The organism is Aliivibrio wodanis (assembly GCF_052920805.1).
Map to the genome: position 1 here is coordinate 941,665 of NZ_JBREXA010000001.1, position 19,140 is coordinate 960,804.

At 38.7% G+C, this 19,140-nt stretch carries 17 protein-coding genes; 7 read left to right on the plus strand and 10 right to left on the minus strand.

Annotated elements, in window-relative coordinates:
- Positions 1 to 10: 10 nt before the first annotated feature.
- From emrD to ACU5DF_RS04355, 6 genes are all read right to left on the minus strand, one after another.
- Positions 11 to 1,213 carry a multidrug efflux MFS transporter EmrD gene (gene emrD, locus ACU5DF_RS04330; protein WP_446711922.1) on the minus strand — a complete coding sequence of 401 codons (1,203 nt, stop codon included), beginning with the start codon at positions 1,211 to 1,213 and terminating at the stop codon, positions 11 to 13.
- A gap of 294 nt (positions 1,214 to 1,507) precedes the next feature.
- Entirely contained in the window at positions 1,508 to 3,067 is a 1,560-nt protein-coding gene (locus tag ACU5DF_RS04335) for a DEAD/DEAH box helicase (RefSeq protein ID WP_446711923.1), read from the minus strand.
- A gap of 181 nt (positions 3,068 to 3,248) precedes the next feature.
- A complete protein-coding gene (locus ACU5DF_RS04340) occupies positions 3,249 to 3,800 on the minus strand; it encodes a hypothetical protein (protein ID WP_446711924.1) in 552 nt (183 codons plus the stop codon).
- 173 nt (positions 3,801 to 3,973) lie between these two features.
- Entirely contained in the window at positions 3,974 to 4,696 is a 723-nt protein-coding gene (locus ACU5DF_RS04345; RefSeq protein WP_045103567.1) for a YebC/PmpR family DNA-binding transcriptional regulator, read from the minus strand.
- A 91-nt stretch (positions 4,697 to 4,787) separates the two neighbouring features.
- Positions 4,788 to 4,994, minus strand: a complete 207-nt coding sequence (locus tag ACU5DF_RS04350) for a DUF3283 family protein (protein WP_446711925.1) — start codon at positions 4,992 to 4,994, stop codon at positions 4,788 to 4,790.
- A 187-nt stretch (positions 4,995 to 5,181) separates the two neighbouring features.
- Positions 5,182 to 5,376, minus strand: a complete 195-nt coding sequence (locus ACU5DF_RS04355) for a hypothetical protein (protein WP_045103565.1) — start codon at positions 5,374 to 5,376, stop codon at positions 5,182 to 5,184.
- Between the two features lie 306 nt (positions 5,377 to 5,682).
- Between ACU5DF_RS04355 and ACU5DF_RS04360 the strand changes: the two genes are divergently transcribed.
- Positions 5,683 to 6,039: a YkgJ family cysteine cluster protein gene (locus ACU5DF_RS04360; protein WP_446711926.1), complete on the plus strand. Its 357-nt coding sequence runs from the start codon at positions 5,683 to 5,685 to the stop codon at positions 6,037 to 6,039.
- A gap of 29 nt (positions 6,040 to 6,068) precedes the next feature.
- On the opposite strand, the gene ACU5DF_RS04365 is transcribed toward ACU5DF_RS04360, so the two are convergent.
- Positions 6,069 to 6,560 (minus strand): M48 metallopeptidase family protein, encoded by a 492-nt coding sequence (locus tag ACU5DF_RS04365; RefSeq protein WP_045103564.1) that lies wholly within the window; start codon positions 6,558 to 6,560, stop codon positions 6,069 to 6,071.
- Between the two features lie 111 nt (positions 6,561 to 6,671).
- Between ACU5DF_RS04365 and ACU5DF_RS04370 the strand changes: the two genes are divergently transcribed.
- The 3 genes from ACU5DF_RS04370 to ACU5DF_RS04380 all read left to right on the plus strand — a co-directional run bounded on the left by ACU5DF_RS04370 (position 6,672) and on the right by ACU5DF_RS04380 (position 9,861).
- Entirely contained in the window at positions 6,672 to 6,956 is a 285-nt protein-coding gene (locus ACU5DF_RS04370; RefSeq protein WP_045103563.1) for a hypothetical protein, read from the plus strand.
- 75 nt (positions 6,957 to 7,031) lie between these two features.
- Positions 7,032 to 8,087 (plus strand): diguanylate cyclase domain-containing protein, encoded by a 1,056-nt coding sequence (locus ACU5DF_RS04375; RefSeq protein ID WP_446711927.1) that lies wholly within the window; start codon positions 7,032 to 7,034, stop codon positions 8,085 to 8,087.
- A gap of 154 nt (positions 8,088 to 8,241) precedes the next feature.
- Positions 8,242 to 9,861, plus strand: a complete 1,620-nt coding sequence (locus tag ACU5DF_RS04380; protein WP_446712476.1) for a methyl-accepting chemotaxis protein — start codon at positions 8,242 to 8,244, stop codon at positions 9,859 to 9,861.
- An 85-nt stretch (positions 9,862 to 9,946) separates the two neighbouring features.
- Here ACU5DF_RS04380 and gbpA read toward each other — a convergent pair whose 3' ends face one another.
- Positions 9,947 to 11,422: an N-acetylglucosamine-binding protein GbpA gene (gene gbpA / locus ACU5DF_RS04385; protein ID WP_446711928.1), complete on the minus strand. Its 1,476-nt coding sequence runs from the start codon at positions 11,420 to 11,422 to the stop codon at positions 9,947 to 9,949.
- Positions 11,423 to 11,858: 436 nt separating this feature from the next.
- Between gbpA and ACU5DF_RS04390 the strand changes: the two genes are divergently transcribed.
- Together ACU5DF_RS04390 and ACU5DF_RS04395 are read left to right on the plus strand one after the other, a co-directional pair.
- A complete protein-coding gene (locus ACU5DF_RS04390) occupies positions 11,859 to 13,247 on the plus strand; it encodes an SLC13 family permease (RefSeq protein WP_446712477.1) in 1,389 nt (462 codons plus the stop codon).
- A gap of 212 nt (positions 13,248 to 13,459) precedes the next feature.
- Positions 13,460 to 14,728: an alpha/beta hydrolase gene (locus ACU5DF_RS04395; protein ID WP_446711929.1), complete on the plus strand. Its 1,269-nt coding sequence runs from the start codon at positions 13,460 to 13,462 to the stop codon at positions 14,726 to 14,728.
- 94 nt (positions 14,729 to 14,822) lie between these two features.
- Here ACU5DF_RS04395 and ACU5DF_RS04400 read toward each other — a convergent pair whose 3' ends face one another.
- Positions 14,823 to 15,776 carry a hypothetical protein gene (locus ACU5DF_RS04400; protein WP_446711930.1) on the minus strand — a complete coding sequence of 318 codons (954 nt, stop codon included), beginning with the start codon at positions 15,774 to 15,776 and terminating at the stop codon, positions 14,823 to 14,825.
- A gap of 554 nt (positions 15,777 to 16,330) precedes the next feature.
- Here ACU5DF_RS04400 and ACU5DF_RS04405 point away from each other — a divergent pair.
- Positions 16,331 to 17,377, plus strand: coding sequence for an alpha/beta hydrolase (locus ACU5DF_RS04405; protein WP_446711931.1), 1,047 nt, complete (start codon positions 16,331 to 16,333; stop codon positions 17,375 to 17,377).
- A gap of 18 nt (positions 17,378 to 17,395) precedes the next feature.
- Here the strand turns inward: ACU5DF_RS04405 and ACU5DF_RS04410 are convergent, their stop codons facing one another.
- Positions 17,396 to 19,096, minus strand: coding sequence for a class I SAM-dependent methyltransferase (locus tag ACU5DF_RS04410; protein WP_446711932.1), 1,701 nt, complete (start codon positions 19,094 to 19,096; stop codon positions 17,396 to 17,398).
- Positions 19,097 to 19,140: the final 44 nt, after the last annotated feature.

Here is a 19,140-nt window from a genome sequence, read left to right on the forward strand (position 1 = left end):
TTATATAAAGTTACACAGCCAGAGGCATCTCACTTGATGGTGGAATTGAATGCACTTTACGTAGCCCATACACTGCAAGTAATGACATTAGGAACATAATCAACCCTACTGGCATTTGACTGTTTGCAGGGATCATAGATGCTACCATTGTCGCTAAACCTGCACCTAAGTTTTGCATTCCCCCTAATAACGCACCTGCTGTGCCTGCGTGTTGTGGGAAGGGTGATAATGCCCCCGTTGTTGCTGCTGGAAATAAAATCCCTGAGCCCAAGAAATACAATACCGCGCCGCCAATCAATGTTGGTGCTGTTGTTAATCCCATAACACCAGGAACCAATACAATCGCCGCCCCTAAAACAATAGACACAAGACCTACATCTAGTGATTTCTTCTCAGACCAACGTTTTGCAATCACACTTGATAGAGCTGCACCCGCTAAATAACCCGGGATAGGTAAAATAAACAGAATACTTACTGTGGTCGCCGCCAATTTAAGTTTACCACCCAATAGTACACCTGCTGCCGCTTCAAACACTGCAACACCTGCAAATGTAGCAACCAAGCAAATCAAATACCCTTGAAAGCGGTGCTCTGATAATACGTGACGATAACTCTTCAATACTGGCTCTTTACGACGAACTTCTAGTGGCAAGGTTTCTTTCATTGATGTTGTCATTATGATCAATACCGCAATACTGAACAAAGCCAAAAATAAGTAACTTGAACGCCAACCAAATGCTTCAGTTAAGTAGCCACCTAATACAGGTGCAAGTAAAGGTGAAAACATCATACACATACTAATAATACTATTAGTTCTATGCAGCTCATCACCAGAGAAGCAGTCACGAGGAAGAGTACGACACATCACACCCGCAGCACCAATACCTAAGCCTTGAATAAAACAACCCGCTAGAAATAACGAATAATCATGAGCGAATAACGCTAATATTGTACCAGCAATATATAGAGTCAATCCTGACAAGATCACTACTCGACGACCAATACGATCAGAGATTGGGCCATAAAAAAACTGAGATAAACCATAAGGAATTAAATATACAGCCATTACTGCTTGTAATGATGCTGGGCTTACTTTGAATTCACTTGCCATGTAACCAATTGAGGGTACATACATAGTTTGGCTCATTTGACCAACAGCAACTAAAATAACGATCAAGAAACTGAACGTCGCAAGTGAATATGACTTTTGCATGACTGCTCTCCAAAAAAACAGCAAGATATTAATAAGATATGTTAATTCAATTAACGTTTATTAATAATTAATAATAAAATAGAGCAAGTATGTACGAATATACCCAGCTCTTATATCGCGAGATAATAAGGCGATTATATAAAACAGGCAATCTAATTTATGCTGATTTCAGGAGAGATTTTTTATATGTTTTGGATTAGTTTTTCTAATCATAAAAGGCAAATTTAAAATAAAAAAAACCAGCCGACTTAGCTGGTTTTTACTGTCTCACACTAATAAAGTTAGTAAGATAATCTATTTTTGTGGTTGAGGCTTACGTGCAGGACGAGGCCCTTGACGACGTGGCTTTGTACTGTCTACTTTCGATGAGCTATTCGTCTTTGGTTTTCCAGCACCTTGTGGTTTACCACCACTAAAGTTACTGCCATTACCTCGATTTTCACCATTACCTTTCGATCTTGGTTTACCAGATACTGATGGTTTACCTGAAGGCTTACCGCCATCTATAGTTCGCTTCTTACTGCTACTACCGCCTTCATTCTTTGCGCCGCCTGTACTGTTTTCAGTATTGCGACGTTGACCTGGCTTAGCACCTTGTTTATGACCACTACGGTTATCACCAGAACGCTGACCGTCTCTATGATCTTGTCTTGGCGCGTGTGTTTTCTTTGGTTTTTTCGCTTTAATAGGGCGAGAATCTAATCTTGATTCAGGCACTTTCATCTCTGGTTCAAAACCTTCAAGCGTATGACGAGGTAAGATTTTTTTAATCAGACGTTCAATCGCGAATAATTCACTTGCTTCATCTTCACTAACAAAAGAAACTGCTTTACCTGTTGCACCGGCACGACCTGTACGACCAATACGGTGTACATAATCTTCAGGCACTTTTGGTAAATCTACGTTAATCACTTGTGGAAGCTGTTCAATATCTAAACCACGAGCAGCAATATCTGTCGCAACTAATACACGAACTTGACCACTCTTGAAGTTAGCCAATGCTTTAGTACGTGCACCTTGACTCTTATTACCATGGATAGCCGCAGAGCTAATGCCTTTCTCTTCAAGTGTTTTCGCTAAACGGTTTGCACCATGTTTAGTTTTGCTGAAAACCAATACCTGCTTCCAATCATTGTCTTTAATTAGCTTAGTAAGTACACGTGCTTTTTTAGTCTTATCTACAACATAAACTGATTGTTCAACTGTTTCTGCTGTTGTGTTACGCGTTGCTACTGAGATCTCTACCGGGTTATTTACAAGCCCTTTTGCTAACTGACGGATTTCATCAGAAAACGTTGCAGAAAACAGAAGATTTTGACGATTCTTAGGCAATTTAGCTAAGATTTTTTTGATGTCATGAATAAAGCCCATATCTAACATACGGTCTGCTTCATCCAACACTAGAATTTCTAATTGATCAAATCTGATTGCATTTTGATTAGCAAGATCCAATAAACGGCCAGGTGTTGCGACTAATACATCAACTCCTTTACGAAGGCGTTGCATTTGTGGATTCGCTTTCACGCCACCAAATACAACATCAGAAGTGAGAGGAAGGTTCACACTGTATTTTTCAACACTCTCATGAACCTGTGCAGCTAACTCACGCGTTGGAGTTAATACTAAAGCACGTACTTGGTTAAACTTACGTTTAGGGCCATTTGAGAGGCGCTCAAGAAGAGGAAGAGTAAAGCCTGCTGTTTTACCTGTCCCCGTTTGAGCTGCCGCCATAACGTCCTTCCCCTCAATTACCGCAGGAATCGCTTGTAATTGGATTGGTGAAGGCGTGTTGTAACCTTGTGCTTCTACAGCTTTTAAAATTGGGGCAGATAAGCCCAGAGAGGTAAAACCCATACTAAAATGTTCTCTAATAAATGTTCATTAAGCGCAAAACTGCGAGCGCTGTAGGATACAGCAACTATTAAATTACTCAATGATTGATTAAGCCGTGTTGAAGCTTAAACAAGGTAGGAGCTTTGATATATCACTAATACCAATCTAAAAAATAGCTCTTAGATTGGTATTAGTGCAATAATTAGTAATGTTTCACTGTTGGAATATTTAAAAAATCGGATAACTCATTCAGTTGATTTATAGCCTGTTCTAAATTGCTTAACTCGATAATATGGAAGCGCTCCCCATTATTTAATACCGCATTTAACTCATAACTATAAGCTACACCTTCCTCTTTTTTTGATAATAACTGCAAAATAAGAATATCTGAAAAATCACCAATCACTTCGTATTTATTTTTAAAATCAAGCAAATGCCTTTTTTTAGATTTATAAAAAACATGGCTATCGCGATTAAAAAATACATTATTATCAAGATATACAATCAATGCTGACATACACAAAAAGATAAGAGCTACGCTAAAAGGAATGATTGGATTAGGCTCTGCTGAAATAGCCATATCAGCGAAACCATATAAAATAAACACTTGAGCAACCAACAAGCTCGTAACAAATAACGAAAAAAAGTAAATATTCTTTTTTATCTCAAAATGCCCATCTATCTTCTCTAAGATATGCATATTCAATAATTTTCTTGCTGAACACATTGGTTCCCATTCAATTTTTTGATACATATAACAGCCTTTACAAAACACAAACTTGTAAAGTGAATGTAACAAATTGGCAACAAGATAGAAAGGTTCAGGCATAAAAAAACCGAACATTTCTGCCCGGTCTTATTGGATTAATCTATATAGTAGGGGTTTAACCTCTACTCTTTATACCAAAATTGTCATTGGTATTATAATTAATCTTCTAATTCAGCGTTATGATAAACCTGCTGAACATCATCACAATCGTCTAGTAGGTCTAAGAATTTTTGGAACTTCTCAGCATCTTCACCTGTGATAGCCATTGGGTTTTGAGGAACAAATGTAATCTCTTCCACATCAACAACTAACTCAGGAAACTCTGCACCTAGAGCTGTTTTCACTTTAAAGAACTCAGTGTGTGGTGCAAATACAGTGATTACGCCATCTTCAAGTTCAATATCAGTAACATCAGCATCTTGCATCATTAGAGCTTCAAGTACTGCTTCCTCATCTTCACCTTTAAACTGGAATACAGCTTGGTGATCAAACATATGAGCACTTGTGCCTGGGCTACCAATTTTAGCACCAGTCTTAACGAAGCATTGACGAACGTCTTGGAAAGTACGGTTACCATTATCTGTTAAACAGTCAACGATTACGCTTGCGCCGCCAGGAGCAAAACCTTCATAACGAGCGTGTTGGTAATCTTCGCCGCCACCGCCGTTTGCTTTGTCGATTGCTTTATCAATGATGTGTGTAGGTACCTGATCTTTTTTCGCTTTTGAAATAAGATGCTTTAGAGACAAATTCATGTCTGGATCAGGACCGCCATTCTTAGCACACATGTAAATTTCTTTACCGTATTTAGAATAAACTTTGATTTTTGCGCCTTGTGTTTTAGCCATTGAAGACTTGCGCACTTCAAAACTTCTTCCCATCGGAATTCTCTCTTTTTTGTTTATGGACTTAAAATTATCGGCAGATTCTACCAAATTACGCAGGGGATAGGCTAGTAAAGATCAAGGAACCTTACACTACGCCCATTTTTAATTTATATTTTTCGATAGATTGCTGAAAAAACAAGCGCTCGTTCTCGTCTTCTAGCTTTTCAGCTTCTTTCCACCAAAGATCTGGACCTGCCTTAGCATTTTTTACCTTCCATACAAAGAACGCGGCTTGCTTATCAAGTTCAATTTGATTTTTTTCTTTTGGAGGTAATAACGACAGGTTATTCATCACAAACTCACTTACTTAATTAATTATTCGCATTTCATTAAGAATAAAGTGTAATGCTTCGCCGTTCTCTTTTCTAGCACTAAAACAGCCCCTAAAGCCTAATATAATTAATGATAGGCAACAAAAATGCGCCATAATTGGCGCATTAATTAGTTTCTTTTGAAGGTATGGAGGTAGAAATCAAAAATTAATGGATAAGACCCAAGTCTTTCGCTTCATCAAGCGTAAGACCACTCTCTCTAATTTCTCGCATTGCTTCAATGCGACGACGCGCTGCTGCTTTTTTCTGACACTCTGGAATATTTGTTGCTACTTCATCAACAATTTCGTACTTGCCTTTCATGTCGGTGATTTCACCGTGATCAATAGAATTAATAGACATAATAACCTCCTAAGTCCATAGCCTTCAGACCTATGTTTAGCAAAGCCGATTACACTTGTTAATCCTATTTAGTCGATAATGTGATCCAAGCTAGATTTGTCATTTATTTCTAAAAAAACACTATCTTTAATTATATCAGTTGGTCTACATTTAAGGTTCTACCCTAGAGAAAACTCACTGCGCGACATCACTTTTTAGCTCCCTTATTTTTCATCACTTCTTTTTTGCACTATTTGATTTTATCGTTCGAGATATCTCCAGTTCTGAGTTATCCTAGGTCATATATTGATAAAAATAATGATACCTATGACCATCAACGCTATCGACATTACGGTTCTTACCGAGTCATCTTCAACAGAATCACTGTTAACCACAGCATCCTCTAATACCGCTTCTGGCATTACTTGCGAGAATTGCCAAGCGTGCTGCTGTAAATTAGAAGTGATGATCATTACCGATACTGGTGTACCAGAAGAATACATTGATCATGATGATTGGGGTGGCGAGGTTATGTTACGACTGGATGATGGTTGGTGTGCTGCTGTTGATCGTGAAACGCTAATGTGTACAATTTATGAAAATCGTCCATGGATCTGCCGTGAGTTTGAAATGGCCTCTTACGAATGTGAAGAAGAACGCAAAGAACAGGGCATCGATAAATAGACACCCCGACTTGCTAGCCAACATCAAATCTAAAGTGTTTCTAAATACGTTAAATACAAACGCGCATCAAACTCTAGCTGGTGGTAATCAGGCTCCATATGGCAACATAACGCATAGAATGCCTTGTTATGAGCTTTCTCTTTAATATGAGCTAGCTCATGCACCACCAGCATACGTAACAAAGGCTCAGGCGCTTTACGAAACACACTCGAAATTCGGATTTCATTTTTGGCTTTTAGCTTATTGCCATGAATACGAGAAACGAACGTATGCAACCCTAGTGCATTATTCACAATATGAATTTTAGGATCGTACACCACCTTACTTAATGGTGAAGACTTTTTAATGTACTTATTCTTTAGCGCTTGAGTGTATTCAAACAGCGCCTTTTCAGAGGTAATATCATGCATCTTTGGGTATTTATTCTTCACCCATTCCGCTAATTTACCATTAGCAATCATAGGCTCAACTTGTGCCAAAATATGCTCAGGATAGCCTTTTAAATAACGCAGTGTTGTCATTCTTCTTTACTCATATTCTTATTCTACCGTCTTCATCTATTGTACCCGAGATTCTTTCTCGCTACTCTTCCTGTTACTTTTTTCTTTCCTTCTTCTATTTATAGGCACAACATGAGCATTTCCACCTCTCTTTCCCACACGTTTAAACGCATAGCTAAAGCAGTAGGTGAAGTCATCGAATTTCAGTCACGTATTTGGATTATAAATATTCATGAAGGCACGTTAAATGATGAATCTTTCATTATTAATGAAGACAGTTTTCAAGAACCAATGCAGTGGATGGTAAAAAGAAAATACAGTACAGAAATGATAGATAAAGTCGACATGATGAAGCGTTCACAAGTTATCGTGCTAATACTTAATAACGTAGAGCATCGTCTCATTCGTGTAAAATAGAATTTACAGATTGATATATTGTTAATAATTTGTAACTATGCTGAGATACCCTTAGCCAAGTGATGGACCGTATTTATGTCTTATACCCTATTAGAAAACATGCGAATTACAGAGCAAGATATCGAACACCGATTACACTTGTTGCAATTTAGCTCTGATGATGCCGCCTGTTTACGTCACCATTCAGCTTGGCTTACCACAACGGCTTCTACATTAATGAGCCAACATCATAAGCAACTTTATTCTCTATCGGATACCCAAATTCAAGGAACCGACAGAACCGAACTGCTGTTCTTCATTTACCAATACCTAAAATCTCTTTTTAGTGGCAAATACACACATGGCTATATTGAAAGTCGCTTGCACATAGGCAAACGTTACCAAGAGCTTAACATTCCAATCACGTCATTCTTATCGAGTTTAGGGCCATTACACCTATCAATTATTGATACTATTCAAAATAAAACAGTAGAGCGAGAACAGAGCGAGACACAAGTATTAATTAACGCAATACAAAAGCTCTTCTATTTAGATATTCAGCTTATTTCTGAATCCTACTATGTGGCTAAACAAGCCGTTGCAGAGCATAAACAACAGCAAAATGCCCTAATTGATTCGCTCACTCAAATCATGAACAAACGCGCTTTTTCAGCAGAATTAGACAGAACCATCGCCATCACTAAACGCAGTAACTCAACAGTTACCCTGTTGTATATCAATATCAATAACTTTAAAGACATCAACTCAATTTACGGATATGAAGAAGGGGATAACGTCTTAAAATCCTTTACTGGTGTCGCGTTAGAGCAATTACGAAAATCTGATTCTATCGCGCGTATCCATGATGATCACTTCTGTATCATTATGCCTAATACCCCCATTGAAAATGCTCGCCTTGTCTGTGAAAGAATGGTTGAGTTGGTTGATGAAAGTATTGATATTCCAATCAGTTTAAGCGTCGGGGGCTCCTCTTATACCTCAGGGGAAGATACCACTCTTGAAGATTTAACAGGCCTAGCCAATGAGCAAATGTTCAACGCTCAACGTCGCTCTCAACTTACTGATAATCATGAGTTTTGCTTTGAATTTCATAAAAAGGCAGACAACATTCTGTTTTTAGCAAAAAAATAACTAACTTCATTTTAGATACAACTCAACCTTGCGATCAACATCTAATTAATAAGGTTAACAATAATACATTATTGTATGGAATACTGTATAATGCAATTATTCGGACCAAATTAGTCCACCTTGCATCTTATTGGGAGAGCCATTCATGTTTAAAATGAGTGTTAGAAAAAAATTATTATCGGCCTTCAGCAGCATTGTTGCTCTTATTATATTTACGGGCGTCATTATATCGTTTCAATTAACCAAAGCTGAAGATGTGGCTAAAGAGATCGAATACGATGATGTACCCGGCGCACAACTGTATTTAATCCTTATCGATGAAGCGGGTGATGTATATCGAGATACACTAAAAATGATTGCAGGTATCAATGGTGCACAACAATCCTTTAATGCCAACATCAACGAGTTTAATACTGCGTTACAAGCATTAATCCCTCTTGAAAATGCTAAAGCTAGCGATCGTGAAAACATGCGAAAAATTGAGCAATACATGTCTCAATATCAACAGCGAGTTACTCTGGATATCCTACCTAAATTAACGAATATCCACACGATTGAAGATCAAAAGAAAATATACGATGTATTCGATAAAGTTATCGCCTCTACTTTAACGCCACTTGAAGAGCTATTAGACATTCAATCTCAAATAGAAAAAGAAGACGCAGAAAAATCATTAACTCACCTTGTCTACCTTTTTGATTGGATGGAAGTCGTTCTGATAGCATTAACGATTATTACTGCCATTTTTGCATCAATTATTGCTTATGTGTTGTCAAACTCTATCACTAATCGTCTTACTACCCTTGATCATGTTTCCAAGTGTATTGCAGAAGGTGACTTAACCTTAGCGCCAATTGAAGACAACTCTGGTGATGAACTTGCTAACTTAGCCACCTCAGTAAATAGCATGCAAAACTCACTGCGTGAACTGCTTGGTTCAATCTCTTCTGTGGGTTCTCAAGTAAAAACAGTGACAAGCGATCTTTCACAAGTTAGTCAAAACGTCGTTAAAGGCGCAACAGAGCAAGCAAATAAAGCCACGCTCATTGCAACCGCCTCTGAAGAGTTAAGCTTAACCATTGGTGAAGTTGCTCAGCAAAGTGTCTCTACATCTGATCTGGCTAAACAATCTGGTGAATCTGCTCATCATGGCCGTAAAGTCATTGGAGATATGGTTGGAAACATCAATCAAGTGTCGGTTCAAATGGAACAAATGTCGATAAAAATGAGTGAACTTGATCAACGTAGCGATGAGATTGGCAGCGTCATTAAAGTGATTGAAGACATTGCAGGTCAAACTAACTTACTGGCTCTAAATGCAGCGATAGAAGCCGCACGAGCAGGTGAAACAGGTCGAGGGTTTGCCGTTGTTGCTGATGAAGTTCGCGCCCTTGCAGAGAGAACAACCAAGGCAACTCAAAAAGTTGGAGCTATCATTCAAGCGATTCAATCAGGCACACGAGATGCAGTAAACGTAACACAAGAAAGCCAACAATTAGTTGAAGCTGGTTCAGCACAAAGCTCAGGTGCAAGCGATGCTCTTAATTTGATTGTATCAAGTACCGATGATGTGCAGCATATGATCCAATCTATTGCGACTGCAACTGAAGAGCAAACTGCCGTAACCAAAGAAATCGCAATGGACATCACCATTATCAGTGATATTTCAGAGCAATCTCTAGAACTTGCCGCACAAAGCTCAAACAACATTCAGAGCCTAGAAAACAAAGTAACCGAGTTAGAAACGCTTCTTGCACGTTTTCGCTTAGTATAAACAAGAGTTACCATACAAAAATAGGCCTACTCATTATTAATGAATAGGCCTATTTATTATCTTAGTTATACGTATAGCGAAGTAATTACTTCACTTTATCCCATGCCATTGACCAATCAGAGCCAACACCTGGTGCAAAGTTTGTTGCTGTTTCTGTCCACTGAACACAGTAACCAGAGTATGGGAACTCTTTACACTGATAAACAGCACCATCTTCAGCCAATACTTTTGTTCCTGCTGTGTAATTTTTTACATTCTCAGGGAACACGAAATCATAATCACCTGCTGGTGGCGGTGTTTGCTCTTCCATCAAATGGAAATCAGACGTGGTTTGTTCAATTAACTCACCCTCTGTATTTTTGATGCGAGAAACAAGCATATGATGACCTTTTTCTGATTTAGATAATGTCATTAATACCGATTTAGCATCACCATCTTTTAAATCAACAACCGCATTCGATAACGCTTCTTTTGCATGGTTGTAAACGGTCAGCTCAACATTCATATCACCCACAGCATATAGGTTAAGATCCAATTCTGTCGCTGTATCACCAATGGTATACATAGACTCTAGACCTTGAATAGCTAACTCATAGCTTGGCTCTGGCGTTTCGATTTGGTAACCAATCTCAACACTCTTTAGGCCACTGCCTGCTTTTAAATACACAGGATTTGAACCAAATACAGGAACAAATTCACCTTTATCATTTAGCTGACCAGCACCAATATTAGCTTGCTCTTGGTTAACCTTAGTTGCTAATGCATGTGTCCAGTTATTCGCTTGGCCTTGAGTTGCGTTCTCAATCGTTACGCTAGTTGATAACGTGCTGTTTTCACCCGAACCGTCAAATACACGAGTAAACACACGATCACCCACATTTAGATCACGCGTTGGGTTAATTTGACCACCTTGAGTCCAAGTAGGGTCAACCACGCCGCCGTCACCTTCAAATTTCACATCAATTACGTTATAGAATGCAGCAGCCGTATCGCCCACATCCCAAACCGCAAGGATCACTTGGTAACCTTCACGCTCAGGAACCACACACTCATGAGAGAATGTTTGTGGATATAGCGGCGGTTTTTCCATGTTGTACTCAAGTTCACAGAACGGCGTCAAATCAAAAGAGTCACGCGTTAATACTGAATTTTGATTCCAGTTCTGCTTTGTCACGTAGTACTTCCACCCTCTTGTCACGTGGTTAGCCGTAAACGTCCATTCAAACGTTTGTTGTCCTGCTGTTATTGGGCGCTTTACCCAACGATCAGACGTTTGTTCATTTAACTCAGAGAACTGAACTAAGCCTGCACCTGCGATTTGACCATCTGCTGGGCCTTTTTCAGGAAAACCTTCAGGGCCTTCAACACTTTGAGGTTCCCATTGCACAGAGCCACAATTTGTATTTTTTTCTTGAGTATCAGACGTTGGGAACTTACACAGTGCCGCACGAGATCCAGCAATGCCACCGTTTGTTTCAGAAACATAACCATGGGCAGAAACACCAGCACTAGCCGCCATTAATGACAATGCTAATATTGTTTTTGTTGAGCATTTATTCATAATTATTCCTTTTAGTATTATTGTTTTTCTCGCGAAAACTTAGTCGATAATAAGAATATAAACGACTGATATAATTACTAATTGGAAGTCAAATCACAAAACAAAATAGCTATACAAACCTCGTTACAATTTGTTCATACACCCATTCATAAAATTCCATTAGTTATTTTATAAATCACACTAAGTTGTAAAATAGATCATCAACATACATAGCTAAAAGACGAAAATCACAAATAACAATTAACACAAAAACAACAACTTTGGATGTAAATCTGTTTAAAAAGTGAGTGCCCGCATAGTTATGAAATCCTCAAAACGATCTAAACGACAATCTTGATAACCTTTTATTTACTACGGTTAATATTCTGTAACAATGGCGATCAAGTTAAGTCTGAAATTCATCGTTAGAATGGAGCTCATCATGCACAAAAATGAAATAGATAAAAATGAATATATGCCTCTACCCACCAATACCAAGGAATGGTTTCTGAATAAAAACAGTTTTATCATTCTCATTGATATTATCCTCTTTGCTCTTCTATATAATTTTTTACCATTCGAACAAAACGTCGTTCTTGGTTTAAGTATCTTAGCGTTTGTCGCTATCTTATGGTTAACCGAAGCCTTACACGTCAGTATCACCGCTTTGCTTGTTCCTATTTTAGCGGTAGGCTTTGGAATATTTGACACCACAAAAGCATTAAGTAACTTTGCTAACCCAATCATCTTCTTATTCTTAGGGGGATTTGCTTTAGCTGCTGCTTTACACAGACAAGAGCTTGATAAAGTCATTGCTGATAAAGTATTGATATTAGCTAAGGGAAAAATGAGCACCGCAGTCTATATGCTATTTGGGGTAACTGCTGGCTTATCAATGTGGATAAGTAACACCGCTACGACAGCTATGATGCTACCATTAGTACTGGGTGTACTTAGCAAGGTAAACTCAAAAACAGGTCATAATACTTACGTTTTTGTCCTACTTGGTATCGCTTACTGTGCCAGTATTGGTGGAATATCTACCATCGTCGGCAGCCCTCCTAACGCCATTGCTGCGGCAGAAGTAGGTCTAAGTTTCACAGAATGGATGTCGTTTGGCGTACCAATGACCCTCATTCTATTACCCGTTACTGTTGGTTTGTTATACGTAATGCTAAAACCAAACCTTAATGAATTATTTGAACTGAATCATGAGCCAGTCACTTGGGATAAAGGAAAAGTCGTTACCCTAATGATCTTCGCATTAACGGTTACATTATGGATCTTCAGTAAACCAATCAATGCCATGCTAGGCGGCTTTTCAAAATTCGATACTCTGGTTGCTTTAATGGCGATTGTCTTGCTTGGTTTTGCTCGTGTCGTACAATGGAAAGACGTTGAAAAAACCACAGATTGGGGTGTATTGCTGTTATTTGGTGGTGGTATTTGTTTAAGTAACATCCTAAAAACGACAGGAACGAGTACCTTCTTAGCTCACAGCTTAAGTGATGTTTTATCTCAAGCTGGGATTATATTTACCATTCTTGCCGTTGCGGCTTTTGTTGTGTTCTTAACCGAATTTGCCAGTAACACAGCCAGTGCTGCGCTGCTTATTCCTGTATTTGCTAGTGTTGCCGAGGTACTTGGTATCTCGCCTGTGGTGCTTTCAGCCATGATAGCTATCTCAGCCTCTTGTGCCTTTATGCTACCTGTTGCAACGCCACCAAACGCGATTGTATTTGGCTCTGGCCACATAAAACAATCTGAGATGATGCGCGTAGGTATTTATCTAAACCTAGTGTGCATTGTTATCTTAACGGCGTTTGCTTCTGTCTTCTGGGCATAACCTAGACCGCGCTTAATTAAGATCTACAGTATAAATAACAGCATGACCTTGGCTATTTACCGCCAAGGTCACTTTTTATTACCCAATTCATCTCCCCTGACTTTACTGCGTATCACACCTTTAAATAAAATAGCAATTATAGGACCCTATCTGACAATTTTTTCACATTAGACTTCCTATACTGAGTCTAATCTCATATAGGAAGCATCATCATGAAAAAACCACTTCTTGCTCTACTTATTGCCGCTTCACTCTCTGCGTGTGGCACCTCTTCTACAACAGCTGAGGCATCGACTGATACTGCAAGCAATACAGCAACAAACATCGAAGGTCATCAAAACTTTCGTGGCGCGGAGCTTATTGTGGAAGGGCAAGAAAATTGGTATCGAGAATTACGTTTAGATAGCTGGGTTGAGATGGGCGTTACTGAGGCAGAAATTGCAGCAGTACTTACTCGTATTGATTCAGACAAAAAACTGCGTGATGAGAGCAATGAGGATACAGAAGGTCACTGGACGTTTGAATTCTCAAAAGAAGCACAACACTTTAACCTACAAGCAAATCACGTAACTGGTATTGCTGCTGCTACTTTATATCAAAAAGCATCTACATTTTGGTTAATTGCGAGCTACCCTAATTTACACCAAGCCAATGAATTAGTTGCACTAAACAAATCTGTTGATGCATATGTTCAAGCTGCGCTATTACGTGGTGAAAATGTAGAAAAAGTAAAATTACCATTAGCTGATAAATCAATCTCACCATCATATATTATCGGCTTACTTCATTTACCAAAAATTGAAGCTAACAAAAAAGCACCCGTTACTTTATGGACAGGTGGCGTAGATAAAGCATTAGTTGAACATCATGGTTCTCTTATTGATACCGTAAACAACGGCACAGCGGTATTAACCTTTGATATGCCAGGCGCAGGCTTAAACAACAACATTATTTTAGAGTTAGATAAAGAAACCGAAGCACACGATGCCGCATTAGCTTACGTATTAAATGATGATCGTCTAGACAACTCACGTATTGCTGTGCTTTCACAATCTGGCGCTGGTATTCCACTAATGGAATTTGCGATAAATAACCCAGAGCTGAAAGCTATTGTTGCTCGCTGTGCTGTAGTCGATGGCGTATTAACGAAACCTTTCTTATTCCCTAAACTGCCATTAATGACATCACAATCTTTTGGTAAACGTATTGGTGCCGACATTACAAAACTGGATTCATTTGGTGACTTAACAGTGCCATTATCACTAAAAACTAAAGGTTACTTTGATGGTAAACCACGTATAAACACCCCAATGCTAGTGATCAACACCTCTGGCGATATGGTTGCCTCAGCAGAAGACATGCAAAAAACCGCAGCACTATCAACACAAGGTGTGGTTGAATTTTATGGTACAGATGGACACTGCCCAGAAGGTCAAGAAGCAGCAGATTCGATCACTAACTTCATTAATGACCGTATCTAATCATCTTGATTTAACCCTACAATAAATATTAATGGCCGCGTTTCTCACTTATACTGCCTTAGTGATAATCGCAGCCATTTCTCACTTTAACACTCTAAACTTCACGCCAAAACTCATCATTAGGATCGCTCTCTACACACCACGTATTATCTCGACGCGCCGCCAAATACCATTGCAAACCATCAAACAGCGCAAATGCCGTTGGCCCACCCAAGTGCTCAAATGCATCAAAAAAATCATCTTCTTGCTCAATTAAGATCTCTAATGTAGTGCATGAATGGGTAATAGCCCATTCGATAGCCTCTGGCTGAGCAATCGCCTCATTCATAACGACAGCAACAAGAGGAAGGATAACACTTGATTTTTCAGCCTCATTTAACTCACGAAGATCGTCTTTATCTTGCTCTTGATTTTTTATCTCATCAATAATCGCCAGACGATCTCGATAAGAGACTTCACGATTTAACGTTGCAATACGTAATGCATAAGCAAAGCGCTCAGATCCAACAATTTCTACAACCGTCTCTAATAACACCAAATCCAACGACAAGGCTTTTACATGATACTCAATACAAGCTTGAATACTCAAATAACGTATACCATTGAATTCATAGCCATAACTTTCATCGTAACCCTCTAATGGCTCGTTATCGACCGAGATATCCCAACCAACATATTCCACCCGTGCCTTCGCTATTTCATACATTGGCCAGGCACTTTTACCAAACCCTTCCAAAATAGCGCCATCAAACTCAGACTCTTCTAACTCTTCTTTAGTCCACTGCAAGCCAATACCCAAATGCTTAGCGTACTTATTCATTAATGCATGTTTGATTTGATCACGAAACGACCAGATAGATTCAGACACCCCAGCCGATGGTAAAGCCAGACACTCTTTACATGCAGGTAATTCAATTGGTTGATGAGAGATTTTATGTACTTGATGTGATGATTTAGGAAAAGAAAGTAAATCGAACGAAGGCTCACCGCAGAACCAGCAGGTGTGTCTGAGGTTAAAAGGAATATCAATAAGAGAATAGTGAGCCATAGGGTTTCCGTACTAAAAAAGAAAACCCTATGTTACCTCATAATTTATATTAAGAAAGAAAGTCGGGACTATTCTTTTTCTCTTAATATACGTAGCGTCTGTATTGCCATAGGTATAATGACTATTGCTAAAACTGAAATCAAAAAACCCATAAATATCATGAATGTACTTTGATTATTACCAAAAAACATTTTACGTACCTCACAAATTAAGCCGTGTTCACCTAGCTCAGCTGTACTTTATATTGCACATTACTGATACTTTTATTGTAGGGGCTTACCCCTATCTTTTTATGATTAACATTATGCGGTATTTTTCTTTTTATTTGAATATTTTATTTACAAATAACCGATCTTGATTCACAAACATAAATAAAGATAAGCTACTGATAATAAACACATTAAATAAAAAACAACTCATCTTAAAAGTGAGACTTTTTATCATTAGATTTCATTTATTTTTATGACCACTCGCAACTTCCTTTATTTACTCTTTTCACGATTCTAAAACCTTTTATCCTATTGCTCACATAAAGTATGTAACAGGGATGTTAAGTGATATTCATATTAAGCACACGTCAACTCACAAGTGGTACAAAAAAAGCTCAATACACCAATGAACCCGGTGATGCGCATTACCTTATATTGCCAGATGAAGCGACAGTGCCAGACCACAACCTTCATCATGTAGACGCTGAAAAGTGGATAACCCAATTAACTCAAGAAGCCACTACAGGGCATCATCCTAGCCACCACCCATTAGCTCAATTTAAAACAGGTAACATTCTTTTCTTTGCTCATGGGTACAACAACAGCCAAGAAGAGGTTATACAGCGTCATAAATTACTGGATAAACACTTAAAGCAACATGGGTTTACAGGGACCATTGTCAGCTTTGATTGGCCCTGTGCTACTTATACTCTTAATTATTTAGAGGACAGAATAGATGCCTACCAAAGCGCATTAAAACTGGTCACTGCTGGTATTACACCATTGGCGATTAACCAATTAAAAGAAGATGAAAACCAGTGTGATATTGATATCCATTTACTTGGGCACTCGACTGGCGCTTACGTTATTCGTGAAGCATTTTATCAAGCGAGTAAAAACCGAACTCTGCAACGTATTCACTGGAACGTAAGCCAAGTATGTTTTATTGGAGGAGATATTGCGAGACAGTCATTAAGCCAAGATGACCGAAAATCAGCTCCGCTGTTTGCTCAATCAACCCGTATTACTAACTATCAAAGCCCTTTTGATAATGCATTAAAGATCTCAAATATAAAACGTGCAGGACTTGCCCCACGATGCGGACGAGTTGGATTACCTGACGATGCCCCAAGCCATGTTGTAAATGTGCATTGTGGTGATCATTGGCAGCAACTTACCGAGCCACATAAAGAGATAAAGATTGGTAACTGGAGCCACTCATGGCACTTTCACTGTACCCATTTTGCTGAAGATTTGGCATTAACCTTAATGGGGGATATTGATAGACAAGCGATACCAACAAGAGAGCGCAACAATGGTGAGCTAAGCTTAAGAAGCAAGAGTAATATTATTGAAAAGAAACAAAAACGTAGAATTAAAGAGTGGGAGTAAAGAAACTCCCACAAAAGATTACCACTCTCTAACAAGTAAGCGAGTTTGTACCCCTTTAATTTGAAACCCCATCGCATCAAACACCTCTTCAAAATCTCGGCATTGAGGAGGAATATTTGGTAATGAAAGAGCAGCTTCATTAAAGAACCGTTGTTGCTCACTAGACTCATCCCAGGCTTGTTTCCACCACTCCAAAATCGCAGGTTTGGCCTTGTCTAATCTTGCTAAAGAAGGAACACGATCTCGCTTCTCTAAGTTTGATTTGCTACACGTCGGTAATAAATTCCAATGATCATTATTCGGCCAATGAGCAAAAGGTAAACAGTGGTCGACATGATACTCACCTTTCAACTTGTGATGGCTCCAAACACAATGAATAACTTGATTTCTACTTCTCAGTAGCTCGACTTTAGCGCGTACTCTATTGGTATCATGCTTTTTATCTATCCAAACTAAACAATCATGATACGTTTGTAATGTTATATTATTCTCTCTGTTCGCCTCAAATCGCTGCATTTCAGAAATCCATTGGTTCACGACTAATGGCTCAATCCACGAATAATAAAGACGGAAACACTCCCAAAGATTTAGCTTTAATACAAACGAACCAAAGCTCTCAAAAAAATCAGAATCGAGCACAATACTTGATTCTACTTTACGCCTTTTAGAAGGAGCTACTGTAGAAAACTCTTGATTATTATCTTTCAAAGATCCTGAATAAATAAACTTAATAGGTCCATCTTTCATTGTTTTTATCGTCGCTTGCATCGCTTTTTGTAAGGCTTTGGCATCTTCATTACAAAATACAGCGCCAATAGCTAAATCATCAGCCGATAAATGAGTCAATTTTTCCCATCCATCTTCAGTGATAAACGCTAGGCCTTTTTTGGTATTACTGTTTTGTTGGATATTTCCGACATCAATTAACCGTTTATACGCTTTAATCCAATACAGAGCGACTAACCCTAATGGAATTGAAACTTCACCATCAGTGCGATCCATAACACAACCAGAATGAGCATCTGCAATACGCAATAACACACGTAATAGTGCTAATTTATAGGTTGAGCTTTTGCTGTCATTAACAATGATACGACGAACTTTATTAAGATCACCAAAACCATCATCAGGTAAACTCATCACCACAGTTTGCCATTGAACCTCACCACGCGTTAACGCATCAGATTCAACCTCAGTAACTAACCGAGTATGTAAACAAGCATCTTTTGAAAATTGAGCTAATTCATCAGTTGAACATGAGTATGAACTTCTACCATCAGTGAAATCACCATGACGTAAACTGATAACCAAACGTCCATTTGGAGCAAGAAGATTAGAAAGCTTTCGAAAAGCACGAGCACGGGAACTAGGTGGAATGTGCATCCAAACAGCACTAACCAAAATCACATCAAAACGCATACCTAAACCAACAGTCTGATTCAATTCAGGTAACGCATCATCTAACCATTGCACTTGCTTGCCAGTGTGTTTTTTACCTAAATCTCGCATTTCCTTTGCAGGTTCTAGCGCAATAACCGTACACTTTTGATCTAAAAACCATTTAGAATCTCGACCAATACCGGCTCCGACATCCAAAACTTTCTCGCCAGAAAGTGGCCAAAATAGCTTCCAACTGGCGTGAACTTTCTCAAACGTTACTGATGTGTAATTTTGAAGTAGTTCTTCTGAATGTTGATTATAAAATTGAATGTTTTTCATGACTGCTGTGTACTGCCTTGTTTGCCTTATGGTAATTTCGGTTT

Coding starts and splice junctions, on each gene's coding strand:
- ACU5DF_RS04410 (WP_446711932.1), bottom strand. CDS start 19,096: ATGAAAAACATTCAATTTTATAATCAACATTCAGAAGAACTACTTCAA.
- ACU5DF_RS04340 (WP_446711924.1), bottom strand. CDS start 3,800: ATGTATCAAAAAATTGAATGGGAACCAATGTGTTCAGCAAGAAAATTA.
- ACU5DF_RS04400 (WP_446711930.1), bottom strand. CDS start 15,776: ATGGCTCACTATTCTCTTATTGATATTCCTTTTAACCTCAGACACACC.
- ACU5DF_RS04350 (WP_446711925.1), bottom strand. CDS start 4,994: ATGAATAACCTGTCGTTATTACCTCCAAAAGAAAAAAATCAAATTGAA.
- gbpA (WP_446711928.1), bottom strand. CDS start 11,422: ATGAATAAATGCTCAACAAAAACAATATTAGCATTGTCATTAATGGCG.
- ACU5DF_RS04370 (WP_045103563.1), top strand. CDS start 6,672: ATGAGCATTTCCACCTCTCTTTCCCACACGTTTAAACGCATAGCTAAA.
- ACU5DF_RS04365 (WP_045103564.1), bottom strand. CDS start 6,560: ATGACAACACTGCGTTATTTAAAAGGCTATCCTGAGCATATTTTGGCA.
- ACU5DF_RS04355 (WP_045103565.1), bottom strand. CDS start 5,376: ATGTCTATTAATTCTATTGATCACGGTGAAATCACCGACATGAAAGGC.
- ACU5DF_RS04335 (WP_446711923.1), bottom strand. CDS start 3,067: ATGGGTTTTACCTCTCTGGGCTTATCTGCCCCAATTTTAAAAGCTGTA.
- emrD (WP_446711922.1), bottom strand. CDS start 1,213: ATGCAAAAGTCATATTCACTTGCGACGTTCAGTTTCTTGATCGTTATT.
- ACU5DF_RS04375 (WP_446711927.1), top strand. CDS start 7,032: ATGTCTTATACCCTATTAGAAAACATGCGAATTACAGAGCAAGATATC.
- ACU5DF_RS04380 (WP_446712476.1), top strand. CDS start 8,242: ATGAGTGTTAGAAAAAAATTATTATCGGCCTTCAGCAGCATTGTTGCT.
- ACU5DF_RS04345 (WP_045103567.1), bottom strand. CDS start 4,696: ATGGGAAGAAGTTTTGAAGTGCGCAAGTCTTCAATGGCTAAAACACAA.
- ACU5DF_RS04360 (WP_446711926.1), top strand. CDS start 5,683: ATGACCATCAACGCTATCGACATTACGGTTCTTACCGAGTCATCTTCA.
- ACU5DF_RS04395 (WP_446711929.1), top strand. CDS start 13,460: ATGAAAAAACCACTTCTTGCTCTACTTATTGCCGCTTCACTCTCTGCG.